The sequence below is a fragment of the Oscillatoria sp. FACHB-1406 genome (genome assembly GCF_014698145.1).
Taxonomy (GTDB): Bacteria; Cyanobacteriota; Cyanobacteriia; order Cyanobacteriales; family Spirulinaceae; genus FACHB-1406.
Map to the genome: position 1 here is coordinate 203760 of NZ_JACJSM010000007.1, position 16132 is coordinate 219891.

The following is a 16132-nucleotide window of genomic DNA, read 5'->3' on the forward strand; positions in this document are numbered from 1 at the left end:
CCACTGAAGTATTTGTCTTTAGTATGCCCTAGAGAGCCGGTCTACCAACCGACGGGCAAAGAGATAACAAACTCGCTTCCCTTGCCGAGTTCGGAGTTAACCGCGAGGATACCGCCGTGTTTTTCTTCAATAATTTGCCGCGCGATCGCGAGTCCTAAACCCGTGCCTTTTCCTGGCTTTTTCGTGGTAAAAAGGCGATCGAAAACCTTTGCCTTCACCTCTGCTGACATCCCGACTCCGTTATCGGCGATCGCGATTTTCACCTTTCCATTTTCCGCACGGGTGCGAATCGTAATGCGGTTGGGGTTGGCTTTAATTTCAGCAAAGTTGCGCCCGGTACTGGCTTCATCTAACGCATCGATCGCGTTCGCTAAAATATTCATAAACACTTGGTTCAATTGCCCGGGAAAGCAGAGAATATCCGGGATTTGACCGTAATCTTTAATCATTTCAATCTCTGGGCGACGCTCGTTCGCTTTCAGGCGATACTTTAAAATCAAAAGGGTACTGTCGAGACATTCATGCAGGTTAGCAATGACGGGGCGATCGCTATTGGCTCTCGAAAAGATACGAAGACTATTACTAATCGCAATAATACGCTCCACCGCAGCAGACATCGAGTGCAACAGTTTCAGAAAGTCTTCGCTCATAAACTCGAGGTGAATCTCCGCAGCATTTTCTTCAATTTCTGAAGGGGGGACGGGGTAATATTTTTGGTACAGTTGCAGGTGTTCGAGCAAATCGCAGGTATAATCTTTCGCATTGCTGAGGCTGCTTTTCAGAAAGCCAACCGGATTGTTGATTTCGTGAGCGACTCCGGCGACTAAGTTCCCCAGCGAGGACATCTTTTCGTTCTGAATCAGTTGCAATTGAGAGGCTTCGAGTTCGGCAGTTTTCTCCAACACTTTTTGTTCGAGGCTCTGGGTTAAGCGATGCAACTGCAAATGCGTTTTGACGCGCGCAATAACTTCCACCTCCTGAAAAGGCTTGCTCACGTAGTCTACGCCTCCCAACTCAAAGGCTTGCACTTTGCTTTGTGCGTCGGACAAGGCTGTCATAAAGATTATCGGGAGATGGGCGGTGCGAGGATTAGCTTTCAGGCGCTTGCAGGTTTCAAAACCATCCATTCCCGGCATCATAATATCTAATAAGATTAAGTCGGGAAGTTCGCGTTCGACTTGTTGCAGCGCTCGTTCTCCGCTGGTAGAGATCGCAACATCAAACCCCGCATCGACTAGCGTTTCGCAGATCGCGTCTAAATTCGCGGGCGTATCGTCCACAATCAGAATCAAACCGCTCAGATCCGTATTCATAAGTTATTTTCAGCAGCAAGATAGCTTTGTAGCAGTTGTTCGAGTTGTTCGATTTGGAATTGTTTAGCCATTGGAACGATTTGTTTGGCAAACGGTTGGTAGCGATCGTCCTGTTCGCTCATTTGTTCTGCAAGGGCAATTAACTGTCGAAGTCGTCCTTTTTGTGCGAATTCAAGCAATTGTTGCAACTGTTCCCGGGGGGGGAGGACGATTTCTACGGGTTCGGAAGTCGATCGCGCTTTTGGGGATGACTCCTCATACACCCAATCCAAGTGTAAAGACTCGGCGAGCAATTGGAAAAGTTCTTCGGCATGAATCGGTTTAGCTAAAAAATAGTCTCCACCTCCTCTGAGACCCTTTTGTCGGTCTCTCTGAGACACAGAGGCAGAGGAAACAATCACTTTAAGCGATTTTAAAGCATCTTCGCTTCGCACTTGTTTTAACATCTCGAATCCATCCATGACGGGCATCGATAGGTCGGTAATGACTAAATCCGGCAATTGCTGCTGCATTCGTTCTAAGGCCTCTTGACCGTTTTCAGCTTCGATCGCCTTAAATCCAAGCGGTTCTAATAAATTTACCAGCACCGAACGATTTTCCCAGCGATCGTCCACCACTAAAATCTGTCGGGGCGAACCTTTATAACCAATAATCTTGCTCGCGCGCGCAGTTTGTTGTTTCCCCCAATCGCTCGCAAGGGGCATCTCGAGGGTAAAGAAAAATTCGCTGCCGACTCCAAGCTGACTCTCGAGGCGAATTTCTCCCCCCATTAACTGTACGATCTGCTGGCTAATCGCCAAACCCAGCCCCGTGCCTTCGGCTTGGCGCGTTCGCTCCCCAACTTGCGTGAAAGCTTGGAAGAGTTGATCGCGATTTTCCCTAGCAATACCCGTTCCCGTATCGGAGATGCAGAAACGAAGGCACACCGAGCGCTCGGAAGAAGCAAGTTGCTCGACGCGCAGGCTAACGCTGCCTTTGTCGGTGAATTTAATCGCATTGCCCAAAAGGTTAATCAGGACTTGGCGCAAGCGTTTTTCATCGGCTTCGATTCCTTCGGGTAGGTTGGCATCTGGTTCGTAATGGAAACTCAACCCTTTTTGGTCGGCGCGGATCTGGCAAATTTCGACCACTCCTTGGAGTACGGAGGGAAGATGAATTGCTTGGGCGGAGAGTTCTAATTTCCGGGCTTCGATTTTCGACAAATCCAGCACGTCGTTAATTAAGGTCAGCAGATGAGCGCCGCATTCATGGATAATGTTTGCGCCGTGACGTTCTTTTTCTGGCAAGACTTTCGAGCGACTGAGAATTTGGGCGTAACCGAGAATGCCGTTGAGGGGCGTGCGGAGTTCGTGACTCATGCTGGCGAGGAATTCGCTTTTGGCTTGGTTGGCACTGTCGGCGATTTCTTTGGCGTGCTGAATTTCTCGGTTGGCTTGTTGAATTTCTTGAAATTTATTTTGCAGCGCGATTGCCATGAGTTGATAGTTGTCGGTAAGCGCGTTGATTTCAGCGATTTGACTGTCGGGAAGGTCGAGTTTTTGGCGATCGAGCAGTTTATCGGGTAGGTTGGTGGTGACGTTTTTGAGTTGGCGCAGCGGTTGGACGAGGTTGCGGCTAATGGTTTTAGCAATCAGGGGCGAGAGAATCGCGATCGCCATTAGGGTGGCGAAACTATTGGTATAGAGCCGATCTAAAACATCGAGATAGGGCGCGCTCGCCAGTTCGACAACCACTGTCCAGGGAAATTTCTCGCTGACGGCAACGGTTTGCACGTAGAAGGAGTTTCGCCAGCGCACGACTTTGGGCATATTGGCAACGAGCGGCAACCAGCGGTAAACGCGATAGTTAATGCGCTGAACCTCTCCCTTATCGTGATGGTCGAAGGGTTGCAGCAATTTTAATTCGGGGCGGGTGCTGAGGAGAACTTGCGATCGGGCATTGAGGAGCGTTACCAGTTGTTTTCCCGAACCGGAAGATTGTTCGAGAGCGCGCTGGAGAGGTTCGATCTCGATTTCTGCCAAGATATGACCTAATAGCCGCTCGTTTTGGCGAATTGGCAAATTTTGGAGGAGGAGAGGCGTACCGCTGTCGGTTATTAAGGTTTCGGAAACGGTAGGTTGTTGTTGGGCGAGGAGCGATCGATATTCGGTCTTTTCTAAGCGCTGTGGGGGGGGAGGAACGGCAGCAGCGAGAAGATCGCCTCGGGCATTGACGATGTAGAAATTGCGGAATTTGGGAAAGGATTGACGGGTGAGTTGGATTGAGTTTTGGAGAAGGCTGGGATTCAGGTTTGCCGCTTTTGCCCTGTCGGCGAGTTGCGTCATAATGCTTTGATTGTACAGATACCAGTCTTCGAGTTCCGCCTCGATATCGCGGGCGGTATGGTTCAGCGTTTCGAGCATTTGACCTTCTTGCTGAATTGTTGCCGCTTGGCAGTTCCAGATGGTGAGAACTAGGGTGGGAATGAAGACGAAGGCGACGAAGAGGTTTAAAAGGGTTTGCTCGAAGGGGACGATTTGGGCGGCTTTGGTACGAGAAACCCAGCGCGCGATCGGGGTGTGGGCGAGAATCAGGCTAGCAAGCAGGGCGTTGCAAATTTGATTGACGGGGTTTTTGAGGGAGATAAAAACGAAGGTGGCGGGGGCGATTTTAGCCAAGCCGACGTAGGTAATCCACAGTAAGGGAATGCCGATGAATGCCCAATAGATGACATCGAGGAGGAGGAGATTTTTGCTGTAGCGCTTGAGTCCCCAACCGACGAAGACGACTTCGAGGGTGAAGACAATGGCGGCGTAGGGATGCTTCCAAAGGTAAATGGTATAGGATGCCGCGATCGCAGCCGCTAGGGTTCCCCAAAACAAGCCGTAAAGTCGCATCGCGATTAGTGCGAAGACCGTACCGAATAGCCAATCGGCATGAAAAAGAATCGGAATTTTGAAGTAGTTGCCCGCAAAGCTGAGGAGAATTAAAGCGATGGGAAACGAGCGGTTTAGCCAACCGAAGGATTGAGGAGAACGCTCTGGGGCAACAGAATCCGACATCGTTTGACTGGGATGCGAGCTTTTCTTCAATGGCATAATCCCGCGAACTTTTAGAGTACACCTTCAGAGTTCCCAAATCCCATACGATTCTACATTTAAGAATTATGAAGGAAGTCAATCCCGGAGTTGCGATCGCTCCTCACTCTTTAACTCGACGACTTGAGACTATCAATTTTTTTAATGAATAAGTCAGTAAAAATGGTAATTACGGGACGTTTTCTCGTTTTAATATTCGCACTGACCGACATACCCGATTGTAATTTCACTGCTTGCTTATTAATAACTAGCGACTGTTTATCGAGTTCGATTTCGGCAGGAAAGCGATAAAATGGGTAAATTTCATCGGGCGGCAGTGCGTCGGAACCGATGCGAATAATCTTCCCTTTAACATCGCCAAACTCGCTATACGGAAAAGAATCAATCCGTACATCAACATCCATATCTTTTTTCACAAACCCAATATCGCGATTGGTAATAAACACGCGAGCGACTAAATTATCATTGGGAACAATTTTAAGGATCGGTTCGCTGTTATTAGCAACAAAACCCGCCCCTTTCGGTTGCAAGTCAAACACTACGCCGCTCGTGGGCGCTCGCAACTCTTGATACCGCAAGGTAAGTTTAATTTGCTCGAGCTTGCTATCCATCTCCTTAATCTGTTTTTCATTTTCCACGATCGCTTTAGTCAGTTGACTGTCGATTTCGGCGATGCGTTTTTCATTCTCCGAAATTCGCGTATATTGCTCGTCTTGCGTCGTAGCGACGGTATTTTGCGTTTTTTTCTGCGCTTGTACGATCGCCAGTTGCAAGCGTTTTTCTTCTTGAGTGAGGCGCAAAACCTCTGCTTTACTGGTTCCGACTTCTTGTTCTTGTTTCAAAACTTGCAGCCTCGGAATGCCGCCATTTTTCAGCAACGGCGTAATATCGTCGAGAATCTTTTGATTCGTTCTCAGGACTTCTTGAGAATTTCTCAATTGAATGCGAGTTTGCTCTAGTTGTTGGCTTAACTGTTCGACTTCGAGTTTCGCCGCCGCCACCCGCGATTCGAGTTCAGTTTGAGAGGTTTGAAACCGCAGTTGTTGGGCAACATTTAAATTAGTCGTCGAAGTTGGATTGCCGCTGATGCGAGCGAGGTAGTATTGATTTTCAGCAAGTAAGGCGGCGCGATTTTCAGTTAAAGAAGTGAGTTCGGGTAATTTTTCTAAGCTGGCAACATTGACGGTTGCAGTCCCCCTCATTTGCCCGCGATAATAATTATTTTCTCGCATCAAACTATCGCGAATTTTAATAAGAGATTGTAACTCAGCTTTGGCTGAAGTTTGATCGAAGCTAATCAGCGCGTCTCCCGCTTTAACGCTTTGTCCTTCCTTGACGCGAATTTCTCGAACCACCCCACCGACGGGCGCTTGCACGTTTTTCACCGCACCGACAGGCTCGAGTTTGCCTTTAGCAGGAACAGCTTCTTCGATTTGCGCGATGCACGCCCAAGCAACGCTTAAGGAGGTTACACCCATTAAAGTCCAAACGATCGCGCGAGACCAAACAGGCGATTGACGCAGGATAACGGGGCGATCGAAACGAGAAGGAGGAGAAACGTTCATTTTGAATTGGTAATTCGTAATTCGTAATTTGAGCGCGGTTTCTAAGTCAGTATTAATTCAGTTTTTTTAATTGTAGATCGAGAGGGTTTGAAGATTTTAAGAGCATGGTTATTGTAATCGGTGAATTCTTTGGGCTTGACAGGTACGATTGTATGTTTTTTCTAAGTCGAGGGGAAAAACAATACCGGGCTTAAGCCATAGCGGTAAGGTCGGCAGAGATTTCCCCAGTTCGAGCAATTCATACCACACTTTCAACTGAGGGGATTCCGCGCTCGCGACTTGATAAGCTGCCGCATACAAATTATCTTCGTTAACGGTTACTGAAGCCGCGATCGCGTGCAATAATTGCTGGTGAAGCGATGACTTTCTTATCGTCACAATATCGATAACAATTAAGCCGATTCCCTGCTCCAAATAACTCTGGCATTTACTAACAAAAGCCTCTCTCTGGGAACGACGATCCTTATTCGCCGGACTGACAATTTCAATCGCACCGATTAAGTGCGTAGTTTGTTCCGTACTGAAAATACCCACTTCAACTTGCTCGATACTTCCGGTTTCAAAAGGAATTACTTGAGTCGGAGGTTTAGGCTGCCAATCTTCAACAGAATTGGGGAGCGAATTCTCTTCTTCAAAGGCAGCGACATCAATCTCAATCCCAAACTGAACATTTGATTCTGCAAAGTAACCGACGGGTAAACGTTGGTTTAAATCTTCAGCCATGTAAGTTGCCCAAGCATTATGAAAGGAATGCCAGTGTCGTCTAGTGGCGAGGGGAGGGCGGAAATGGTCGAGTAAAGCCATTTTGTAATTTATAATTCGTAATTCGTAATTCGTAGTTCGTAATTGCCCAATTTATCACTTATAACTCATCATTTATAATTTCCCCACCATTTCCCCATTCATAATTCATAATTCATCACTCATCATTACATCTGCGCGTCCTGCTGTTGGAACAGACAATAATACCGCCCTTTTAATGCCATCAATTCTGCATGGGTTCCTTGTTCGGCGATACTGCCTTTATCCATCATGAGGATGATATCGGCGCTGCGAATAGTATTAAGACGGTGAGTAATAAACAGAACCGTTCGCCCGCGAAAAGCTTGTTGTAAATTCGCGCTGACTTGGCGCTCGGTTTCGTAGTCGAGGGCGCTAGTCGCTTCGTCTAAAATGAGCAATTGGGGGTTGTGGAGGATGGTGCGCGCGATCGCAATTCGCTGGCGCTGTCCCCCAGAAAGCGCCGATCCCCGCTCCCCAACATTCGTGGTATAACCGCTCGGCAGTTCCATAATAAAGTCGTGGGCGCAAGCCACTTTTGCCGCTTCAATAATCTCGGCTGAAGTCGCATCGGGATGAGTAAGCGCAATATTTTCCTGCACCGATCCTTTAAACAAAAGCGAATCTTGAGGAACAATCCCAATTTGATGTCGCAGCGAATAAAGTTCGACTTTACTAATATCGTAATCGTCAATTAAAATGCGTCCGGCATCAACTTCGTAGAGGCGCGGCAACAATTTAGTTAAGGTACTCTTTCCCGAACCGCTTTGTCCGACAATCCCCACAAACATTCCCGGTTCTAATTCGAGATTAATATTTAACAGTTGCATCGGTCCGCTGGCGGCAAAACGGAAAGAAACATTTTCGTACTTAATTTTCCCAACAACGGGAGGAAGGGGGATATTTTGGCGATCGAATTCGTCTGCTTCTTGGGGTGTATCGATAATATCGCTGAGGCGTTCTAAAGATAGGGCAGTTTCTTGGAAGTTTTGCCAGATTTGAGCGAGACGCAATAAGGGAGAGGTGACGTAACCAGCAATAATGCGGAAAGCAATCAATTGCCCGAGAGTGAGTTCGCCTTTCAGCACGAGGTACGCCCCCACCCAAAGAACCAAGAGGGCAGAAAGTTTATTAAGAAAGTTACTCGTAGAACCGGCGGCGGTGGAGGTAATGACGGTTTGGAATCCGGCGGAAACGTAACGGGCGTAATAATCTTGCCATTTCCAACGCGATTGCAGTTCGATATTTTGCGCTTTGACGGTTTGAATGCCCGAAAGGGCTTCGACGAGGTGCGATTGGGTGTCGGCGTTGCGTTCGGCTTTTTCCCGAATTTGGCGGCGAATAATCGGGGAAACGAGAATGGTGAGTCCGATGAATAGCGGGATGGTGGCGAGGGCGACGATGGTGAGTACCCAGCTATAAACAAGCATCACAGCGATATAGACAACGGAGAAAATCGCGTCTAAGACGACGGTGAGGGCAGTTCCGGTAAGGAAGGATCGGATGTTTTCGAGTTCGTTGATACGACTGGTGAGTTCCCCAACGGGGCGCTTTTCAAAGTAGCGCAGCGGGAGGCGCAGGAGATGATCGATAATTTCCGAACCGAGGGCTAAGTCGATGCGGTTGGTGGTATCGACGAAGAGATAGGTGCGTAGGGCGGTGAGGATGCCTTCGACAACGGCGATTAAAATGAGAAATGCACCGAGAACGTGGAGGGTATCGAAGCTATTTTGGACGATGACGCGATCGATGATGATTTGAATCATCAACGGGTTCACTAAACCAAATAGCTGCACGAAAAAGGAAGCAATTAAAACTTCCATTAATACCCAGCGATAGCGACGCAGGGAAGGAAGAAACCAGTTTAAACCGAATTTTTGTTTGGGAGTATTTTTGGTGGGTTGAAGGAGGAGGACTTGGACGGGAGTTTCGCGATCGCTTTCTAAGAATTTTTCGAGGAATTGCTCGGGTTTATAGCGTTCGATTCCGCGTTCGGGAATGCCGAGGACGAGTTCTTTGGGGGTAATTTCAAAAACGAGAACGGGGCGATCGCGCACGCGCAAAAGTGCCGGGGCGTTAAGTTGCGCGATTTTGTCGGCGGGAACTTCAACCAGTTGCGCTTGCAGCCCCAGCAGTTCGGAAACAGCACCGCACAGTTGCAGAGATAGCGTTCCCGTCCGCTTCATTTGTTGGTCTAAGATGCGTTGAATAACATCGCGCCGGAAGGGAAGTTTAAGCTCTCGGGCAAGCATTTGGAAGCAAGCGAGAGTGCTATCGACTTCCCCGTTACCGCCGATGTGTGCGTAATTTTTGCGCTTGCTGGGGGTTTCGACGAAGGGATGGACGAATTCCGGCGCGGGGGGGCGTTCTGGGGCGAAGGGGATAGTCGATTTGAGGTCTTGGATGTGAGATTTACCGTTACCGTTATGGTTGTTATCGACGGGCGCTTCTTCGGGAGGGGGAGGATAAAGCAGGGCGCTAGGAATGCCGATCGCGCGGGCGGGATGATTTGAGACAATCTTTACCGTCTCGGCGGGATCGAAGCGACTGCCAATGGGGAGATTGGCAACCGCACCGCCGCCGCTAATCCACCAAATTTTAGTTGGATCGAGGGGCGCGATCGCTCTGTTGTTAGGTTGCAAGTATTGGACTTCTGCGGTGTCTAAACCTTCTTGGATAATATTTTTGAGGTCGAGGTCGGTTTGCTGGGGTTGCTGTTGAATTTCTGCGCTGAGGAGATCGAAAAGTTCGGCAGGAGAACAGCGATTGTAAAAGTGGTTAGAGAAGAGGGGTTCGCTATCGAGGAGGCGCATAAAGTCGCGGGCAGGCAGCGTCATGCAGGTTGTATCCTGGGACGCGATCGCGTTTTCGCAAGGCACGCCTCGCACTAAACCCGCCCAACCTAACATATCCCCCGCTTCCAGACGTTGCAGCGTAATCGGTTTGCGACTGTGGGGATCCGCACCCAATAACCGCGCTCCTCCTTCGAGGATAATAGCCACTTGATAGGGCAAAGTTTCCGGACGTAAAATTGGTTGACCTAGCCGATAGCGCAACAGTTGAAATCGTCCCGACCAATACTGCAATTTCTCTCCTGAGAGTTGGTTAAAGGGGGGAGTTTTAGCGAGAAAACCTTCAATAGATGCTTCGGTATAAGTCATTAGAATTATGAATTATGAGTTATGAATTGTTTTCTAAAAAAATTAACTTTCTATTGGTGTTAATTCTGTATCTTTCCAAGGATCCGCTTCAACAGGATCGGGAAGAATAGAAGCTTTTTGTACTTCTTCCTGTAACCAACTATTAAACCGCTCGTTTAGTAATTGTTGCCGCATCGCATCATCTAACTGAGCCGGTCGAAATTCATCCAAGCGCACAATCACAAACCACTCGCTCAAATGAGTCGGCGGCCACAGTTGACCGGGCGTACTAATGGAAAGCATTTTCGCTAAAGTTGGGTGCGGATGACTGAGTTCGACTGGCCCAATTTTGCCACCGCTTTTTGCTTCCGGGCCTTGGGAATAGTCCCGCGCCAGTTCTTCAAAGGTTGCCTCTTCTTCGAGCAGCCGACAATATAATTCTTGGGCAATGCCAGCATCGGTCGTTCGCAACAAAGAATACACAACTTTATCGAGTTTGGCTTTGCGCTGGAGAAAGTAAGATTCGAGTTGATTGTCCCAGGTTTGTTGCTTAAATTTCTCAGTTTTAAAACCGCGTTCGACGAGGGCTTCTAGTTGTTCTTGCTTTATCCCGCGCCGTTCTAACCAAGCTTGGCGTTCGGTTTCCCCCATAATTTGCTGTTGCGCGCAGAACGTCTGGTAGGCTTGCTGCCGTTCTTCTGGGGAAAGAGCGATGTCTTCGAGGGCGCGATCGATAATAATTTCCCGTAACAATTGGGGCAACAATTGATACTTATCGAGGAGGGGAACAATTTCTGCTGCTGAAATCGCGCGATCGCCGACCTGTAGAACTGCACGCATAAAGGGGTTTGAATTAAGAATTTTTTAAAGGAAAATAAGTAGACTTTTTTCTAAAAAAAAAGGAACGCTGTCAGTAAAAGCACAGAGTCTGCTTGGATTGTAGCTTAAACCGTTGAATGCCTCTATTAGATAGACGCTTAACTTAGAGAAAATTGACAAAAAATAAGCGAGTAGCACTTCCCAAATTAGGAAGGGAGAAACGAGCGATCGCTTCTCCCCTCTTCAACGTAACTTCAGTCAGTTAGCAAAATACAACCTTCTGCCTCCAGCCCGAAGCCAAGATAGCTCGACCTGACTATGGAACCGCGATCGCGGGAACCGCAAGAACCTTATCAGCATCCAAACCTAACAAAGGTTGGGTATTGAGAGGATCGTGCGCATCCAGAGGCAAATGCCGTTCGCCAACGCCCAGCGCTTCGCCCATATCACTGTGGTCGTAGCCTAGAATATGACCGAACTCATGGGTAAGGGCAGACAGAAGATCCACGCGATCGGGATTAACTGCATCCAACGACTCAGACCAGCCATAACCTGCCGCATCATCATCGAGCTTAACAATTAAGCCATCCCGCACGCTCTCACCCAATAAAGAACCACCCAAATCGCCAATGATGATATCTGTTTTCTCCAGTTGCTTCAGACTCTTCGCATCCACACCTTGTTGCGCCCAGTAATCAATAGCAGCACTGACAATCGGTTCGAGTTGCGCCTTCGTTAGCACCGAACCGCCTGCCGTTGGCGTTCCATCCAGAGTCAGCGGTGTAGCGAACTTATACTTCAAAGTAATGCCTTTCGTATCCGTCTCTTCAATCGTGCCGTTGTTACCAACATCCGTATTGAAAGAGTAATTGACCGTTGGGAAATTACCTTGAGGCAAACCGACCACGCTGCCCGTGTTGTACTGCACCGAAAGCACATACAGAGAGCCAACTGCATCCGGCGTGAAATTAACCGTTACATCCCCTTTGTTTGCACCAATCCCCAACACGATTTGACTGGACTGCAACTGCACTTGAGTCGCAGTATCCCCCGCATCAATCGTTTTACTGTTGTTAACATCCGTGACCTTAAAGAGCTTAACATCACTCGTAGTAACACCGAAATTCCATTCCACATTTCCAGGATTGCTCGCACCGCCAACAACATCAAGTCCGTTATTGCTCTGGTTGACGTAGATTGTCATCGGGTCGGGTGCAGTTCCCGCATCCGGACCATCAAAGCCCTTAATCGCATTGGAAAGTCCCGTGTAGTAGAAGAAGACACCTGGGTTCGTATTGTTGATCTTGCCTTTGTTGGTGTTGTATTGGATGACTCCACCCTGAGAAGCATAATAATCACTGAAGTCAGGAGCCGTGCCATTGATATATTGGTTGACATTCACTCCCGTCGGCGTAATTTGACCGACATTTGCCGTACCAAAGTAGTTGGCATTATCGCTGTCACTTAGATTTACTGTGTTACCAGCACTATCAGTGTAATTTGCACTGACCGTTGCAGTATTGGTATGTTGACCGCTTTGCCAAGGGGCGGTGAAGGTGAAAACATATTCATCTTGACCTCCAGTTTGACCATCATTTGCAGCCAACGAAGCAATGTTGATTGTCGTACCAGGAGCATTTCCGTTTAAGTCAAAATTACTATCAGATAAGGTGATATTTGACAACGGGACATCGCCAGTGTTAGTAACGACAAACTTAAAGATGGGGTTAGTTCCTTGGTTGAGGTTAGGACCGGATGGATTGTCTGCATCAACGAAAGTTAAGCCACCATCAACGGAAACCAGTTTTTCCACATCAATCTTAGGTGCAACTGCTTTGATAGAGTGTGGATCGTCATCCTGAACCAAAGTATTTTCATCATCTACCCCCTTAACAGTTACAACATTAGTATGAGTTTGACCTTGGGAGAGATTGAGAGTAGTGGTGTAGTTGAAGTTGAAGGATTGATTGGGATTAAGGACAATTCCCATTTTCCCATCACCATTGATGTCTTGCAGAGTATTACCTGCGTTGAGCCAAGCTGTTTGAGCAGCACTGAGCAGATTTCCTAACTTATCATCCGTTAAAGATGTAATTTCAATTGGGTCGGTGCTGACATTAGTTGGATCGGCGGTGATGGTGAAGTTATAAGTAACACTTGCTCCTCCGACAAGAACTGTATCAGGTCCGGTCTTCACGACTTTGATGGCTGGGTCCGCATTTTCGCCCGTCACCGTTTGGGTGTCAGTGTCGGAAGTTGGCGTACCTTCATCATCTTCGGCACTGACCGTGACTACGTTGGTTAGCTCTTCATCAGCATTGAGTACCACGCCAGTGGCTGTGGCTTGGTAAATCCAAGTCTCACCTTTTTCGAGCAAGTTGTCACCATCGTCACCGCTGACATACTCCGCACTCAAGTCACCTAACTGGTCGTCGTTGATGTTGAGGATTGTCAGGGGGTCAGTCGAGGTCGAACTCTCGTTAGTTAGTTTATAGGTGTAGGTGATGTCTGTGGGTGTCCCTTCTGTCACCACGTTGGTGCTGGCGGTCTTCACGACTTTGATGGCTGGGTCCGCATTTTCGCCCGTCACCGTTTGGGTGTCAGTGTCGGAAGTTGGCGTACCTTCATCATCTTCGGCACTGACCGTGACTACGTTGGTTAGCTCTTCATCAGCATTGAGTACCACGCCAGTGGCTGTGGCTTGGTAAATCCAAGTCTCACCTTTTTCGAGCAAGTTGTCACCATCGTCACCGCTGACATACTCCGCACTCAAGTCACCTAACTGGTCGTCGTTGATGTTGAGGATTGTCAGGGGGTCAGTCGAGGTCGAACTCTCGTTAGTTAGTTTATAGATGTAGGTGATGTCTGTGGGTGTCCCTTCTGTCACCACGTTGGTGCTGGCGGTCTTCACGACTTTGATGGCTGGGTCCGCATTGTTATATGTAACCGTAGCATCATCAGTGTCTGTGGCTGCTGTACCCTCGTCATCGACTGCCGAAACCTTTGCGATGTTTGTTAGGCTGGTTCCTGCATTTTGGGCGGGCAGATTGCGAGTTATCTGATAAGTCCAGGTTTCACCAACTTCGAGGAAATTGTCTTGATCTCCACCTGTTTTGTTCAGGGTTACTCCGGGCTGTAACACGCCGTTTTTAACCAGATCGAAGTCGTCAGCCGCGTTACCGGATGTGCCGTTGTCATCCACCAAGTTTTGGATGGTTAGAGGATCGATATCTGACGGAGTTGGATCGGTATTGGTTAGAACATAGGTATAGGTAACTGGCCCTGTGCTGCCTTCAGAGATTGAAGTTGGGTTAACTGTCTTCTCGATATTGATGGCTGGGGCTAAGTTGGTTATTGTATTACCGAAGTTATAGGTAGTGGCTGTTCCCGAAGTTCCCGCTAGGTTCGTACCGCTTATGGCGGTGAAGGTATAGCCAGCCGTCCCGAAAGTTTGCGTCCACCCAGCCTGATTTTGTTCGGTTACTTTATAGGTTCCAGGGCCAAGGTTGGTGAAGGTGTATTTACCAGTGGAATCAGTGGTTGTGGTGGCATCAATTGTTCCATCGTTATTCTTGTCAAGTTGAATAGTCCAATTAGCAAGGCCTGTCTCGTTACTATCCCAAACGCCATCGCCATCTATGTCGTTCCATTTATAACCGCTGAGGCTGATATTCTTGAAGTTACCGAAGTTGATATTGGTGCGTTGTGGGGTGTTTTCATCAATCGTTAGAGGTCCCCACAAATTGTTATTTGGGAAGGTTTGAGTCCATCCTGATTGCTGTGTTTCAGTGACGAAGTATGTGCCGCGAACAATTGGGGCAAACTTGTAAAAACCTAAATCCGCACTGTTAATCAATCCGTCATCATTGGCATCCGTGGTTCCGTTTGATGTAACCCGCGTCGTAACTAGAGTATCACCTGCATCAAAGACATTATTCCCATTGTCCTTGTACAGGTTTATTGTCCATCCTGCCAAGCCAAGTTCATTGGCATCCTTAACACCATTGGCATTAAGATCGTTCCACTTATAGCCTGAGATTGCACCTTGCTGAACCACACCGGGCATCAGTTGCACAGCATTACTAGGTGTGACCCAAGTGGTTCCAGCAGCACCAGTCCCCTCAACCTTGGTCTGCAAGCTGCCACCCGTAAATCCTGATGCACCGAGACTGCCGCCTGTATTAGCGGTGGTAACAACTTCATTGGGCAGGGCTAGCCTTTGTCCCCAATAGATCTCTGCGGTTGCTTCGCCATCATTTTCATTGGCTGCATTCGCTTTGAATCTGACATCGGCGTAACGATTCAGTCCATCTGGGCTGAGGCTATAGGTGACTGACAAAACATCTGCATTGGCCACATAAAACTGTAAGCCAGGGTTTGCATAAGAGGGATCGGTGAAGGTAAATGTGCTGTCTACAGTAGGCGTACCTAATGTCCCGGTATGGGAGAAGTTATCAGGAAGCGGTGTGATACTTCTGTTATATGTGTCTAGATATAGAAAACCACCAGCATCCGTATTGGACTGGTAAGTATTCAAATTAATGCGTATCCCATAGGTTGTTCCTACAGTTAGGTTGCTCGCCTCAAGCGAGAAGGGTACTACATCACCTTCAAGGTAGGTTGCCTGATTTGAGTTGGCTTGCCCATTTGCCCACTGATCGGTCGTTGTTTCCCACTGGTTCAAGGTGAGAGAGGGGTTTCCATCGGTAAATGTTGTTGTTGCTACTTGGTCGTCGGCTGTGCCAAGAGTTCCGTCTGCTCCGGTTCCAATCGCGGTTAAGTTTAAGGTGGCATTCAACGCATCGGGAGTGCCACTACCCGTACTATTGTTATCGGTCGGAACTGTCCAAGTGGTGACGACTTTACCGTCAACTTGACCGTCGAGGTCGCCTTCACTACCATCCGTGACGGTGAAGGGCGTGTAGATGTCGGCATCGCCATCGTCGCCGGGATCGTTGGGGTCGTCGGCTAGGGAAAATTGGATGCTGGAACCGGGATCGAAGCCGCTGGCGGTGATGGTTACGGTTTCGCCGGGGGCGTAGTCGAGTTTGTCGGTGGTGACGGTGGGGATGGATTCGCTTAGGTCGCCGAGTAAGGGATCGACTAATGGATCGATTAAGTTATCGCCGAATGAAGCATCTGACATAGTTGATAGCCCTCTAATTGCTCTGAATTGCGTCTTGAAGATGGAAGATGTTGCGATCGCGTTCTGCCCTTACTCGGCATTAGGCGTGCAGATTGAGATAGCGCCCTTCTCACCGATCGGGATGAATGGCGCTTTACTCGCTCTGCGAGTCTCTACTGGAACTTTTGACAAAGCTCCGCAGATTCAAGGATGCTCTTCAAGGATTGAAGAATTTCCCGATCTCGACTGAGTAGTTTTATAGCGGTAGTTTAAAACGACTTTATGTAAAATTTGTGGAATCTTGTGAAAAAAA

General features: G+C 48.2%; 8 protein-coding genes. 1 reads left to right on the forward strand and 7 read right to left on the reverse strand.

The annotated features are described in order from the left end of the window. Positions 1-41: 41 nt before the first annotated feature. The 7 genes from H6G50_RS10210 to H6G50_RS10240 all read right to left on the reverse strand — a co-directional run bounded on the left by H6G50_RS10210 (position 42) and on the right by H6G50_RS10240 (position 15840). A complete protein-coding gene (locus H6G50_RS10210; RefSeq protein WP_190715805.1) occupies positions 42-1313 on the reverse strand; it encodes a response regulator in 1272 nt (423 codons plus the stop codon). Continuing rightward, complete coding sequence (locus H6G50_RS24100; RefSeq protein WP_242032775.1) at positions 1310-4354, reverse strand: ATP-binding protein; 3045 nt, start codon at positions 4352-4354, stop codon at positions 1310-1312. Before H6G50_RS24100 ends, H6G50_RS10210 begins: the two co-directional genes overlap by 4 nt. A 146-nt stretch (positions 4355-4500) precedes the next feature. Beyond that, on the reverse strand, positions 4501-5955 hold the full coding sequence (locus H6G50_RS10220) for an HlyD family efflux transporter periplasmic adaptor subunit (RefSeq protein WP_190715807.1): 1455 nt from the start codon (positions 5953-5955) through the stop codon (positions 4501-4503). 108 nt (positions 5956-6063) lie between these two features. After that, positions 6064-6759 (reverse strand): DUF4058 family protein, encoded by a 696-nt coding sequence (locus H6G50_RS10225; RefSeq protein ID WP_190715809.1) that lies wholly within the window; start codon positions 6757-6759, stop codon positions 6064-6066. Positions 6760-6884: 125 nt separating this feature from the next. Further along, the gene (locus tag H6G50_RS10230; RefSeq protein ID WP_190715811.1) at positions 6885-9896 is read right to left on the reverse strand and encodes a peptidase domain-containing ABC transporter; all 3012 of its coding nucleotides are present in this window, start codon (positions 9894-9896) and stop codon (positions 6885-6887) included. A 42-nt stretch (positions 9897-9938) separates the two neighbouring features. Continuing rightward, positions 9939-10715, reverse strand: coding sequence for a peptidylprolyl isomerase (locus H6G50_RS10235; protein WP_190715813.1), 777 nt, complete (start codon positions 10713-10715; stop codon positions 9939-9941). Between the two features lie 295 nt (positions 10716-11010). Beyond that, positions 11011-15840, reverse strand: coding sequence for an SdrD B-like domain-containing protein (locus tag H6G50_RS10240; RefSeq protein WP_190715815.1), 4830 nt, complete (start codon positions 15838-15840; stop codon positions 11011-11013). 34 nt (positions 15841-15874) lie between these two features. Here H6G50_RS10240 and H6G50_RS10245 point away from each other — a divergent pair, with 34 nt between their 5' ends. Beyond that, a complete protein-coding gene (locus H6G50_RS10245; protein WP_190715816.1) occupies positions 15875-16069 on the forward strand; it encodes a hypothetical protein in 195 nt (64 codons plus the stop codon). The last annotated feature ends 63 nt before the right edge of the window (positions 16070-16132 follow it).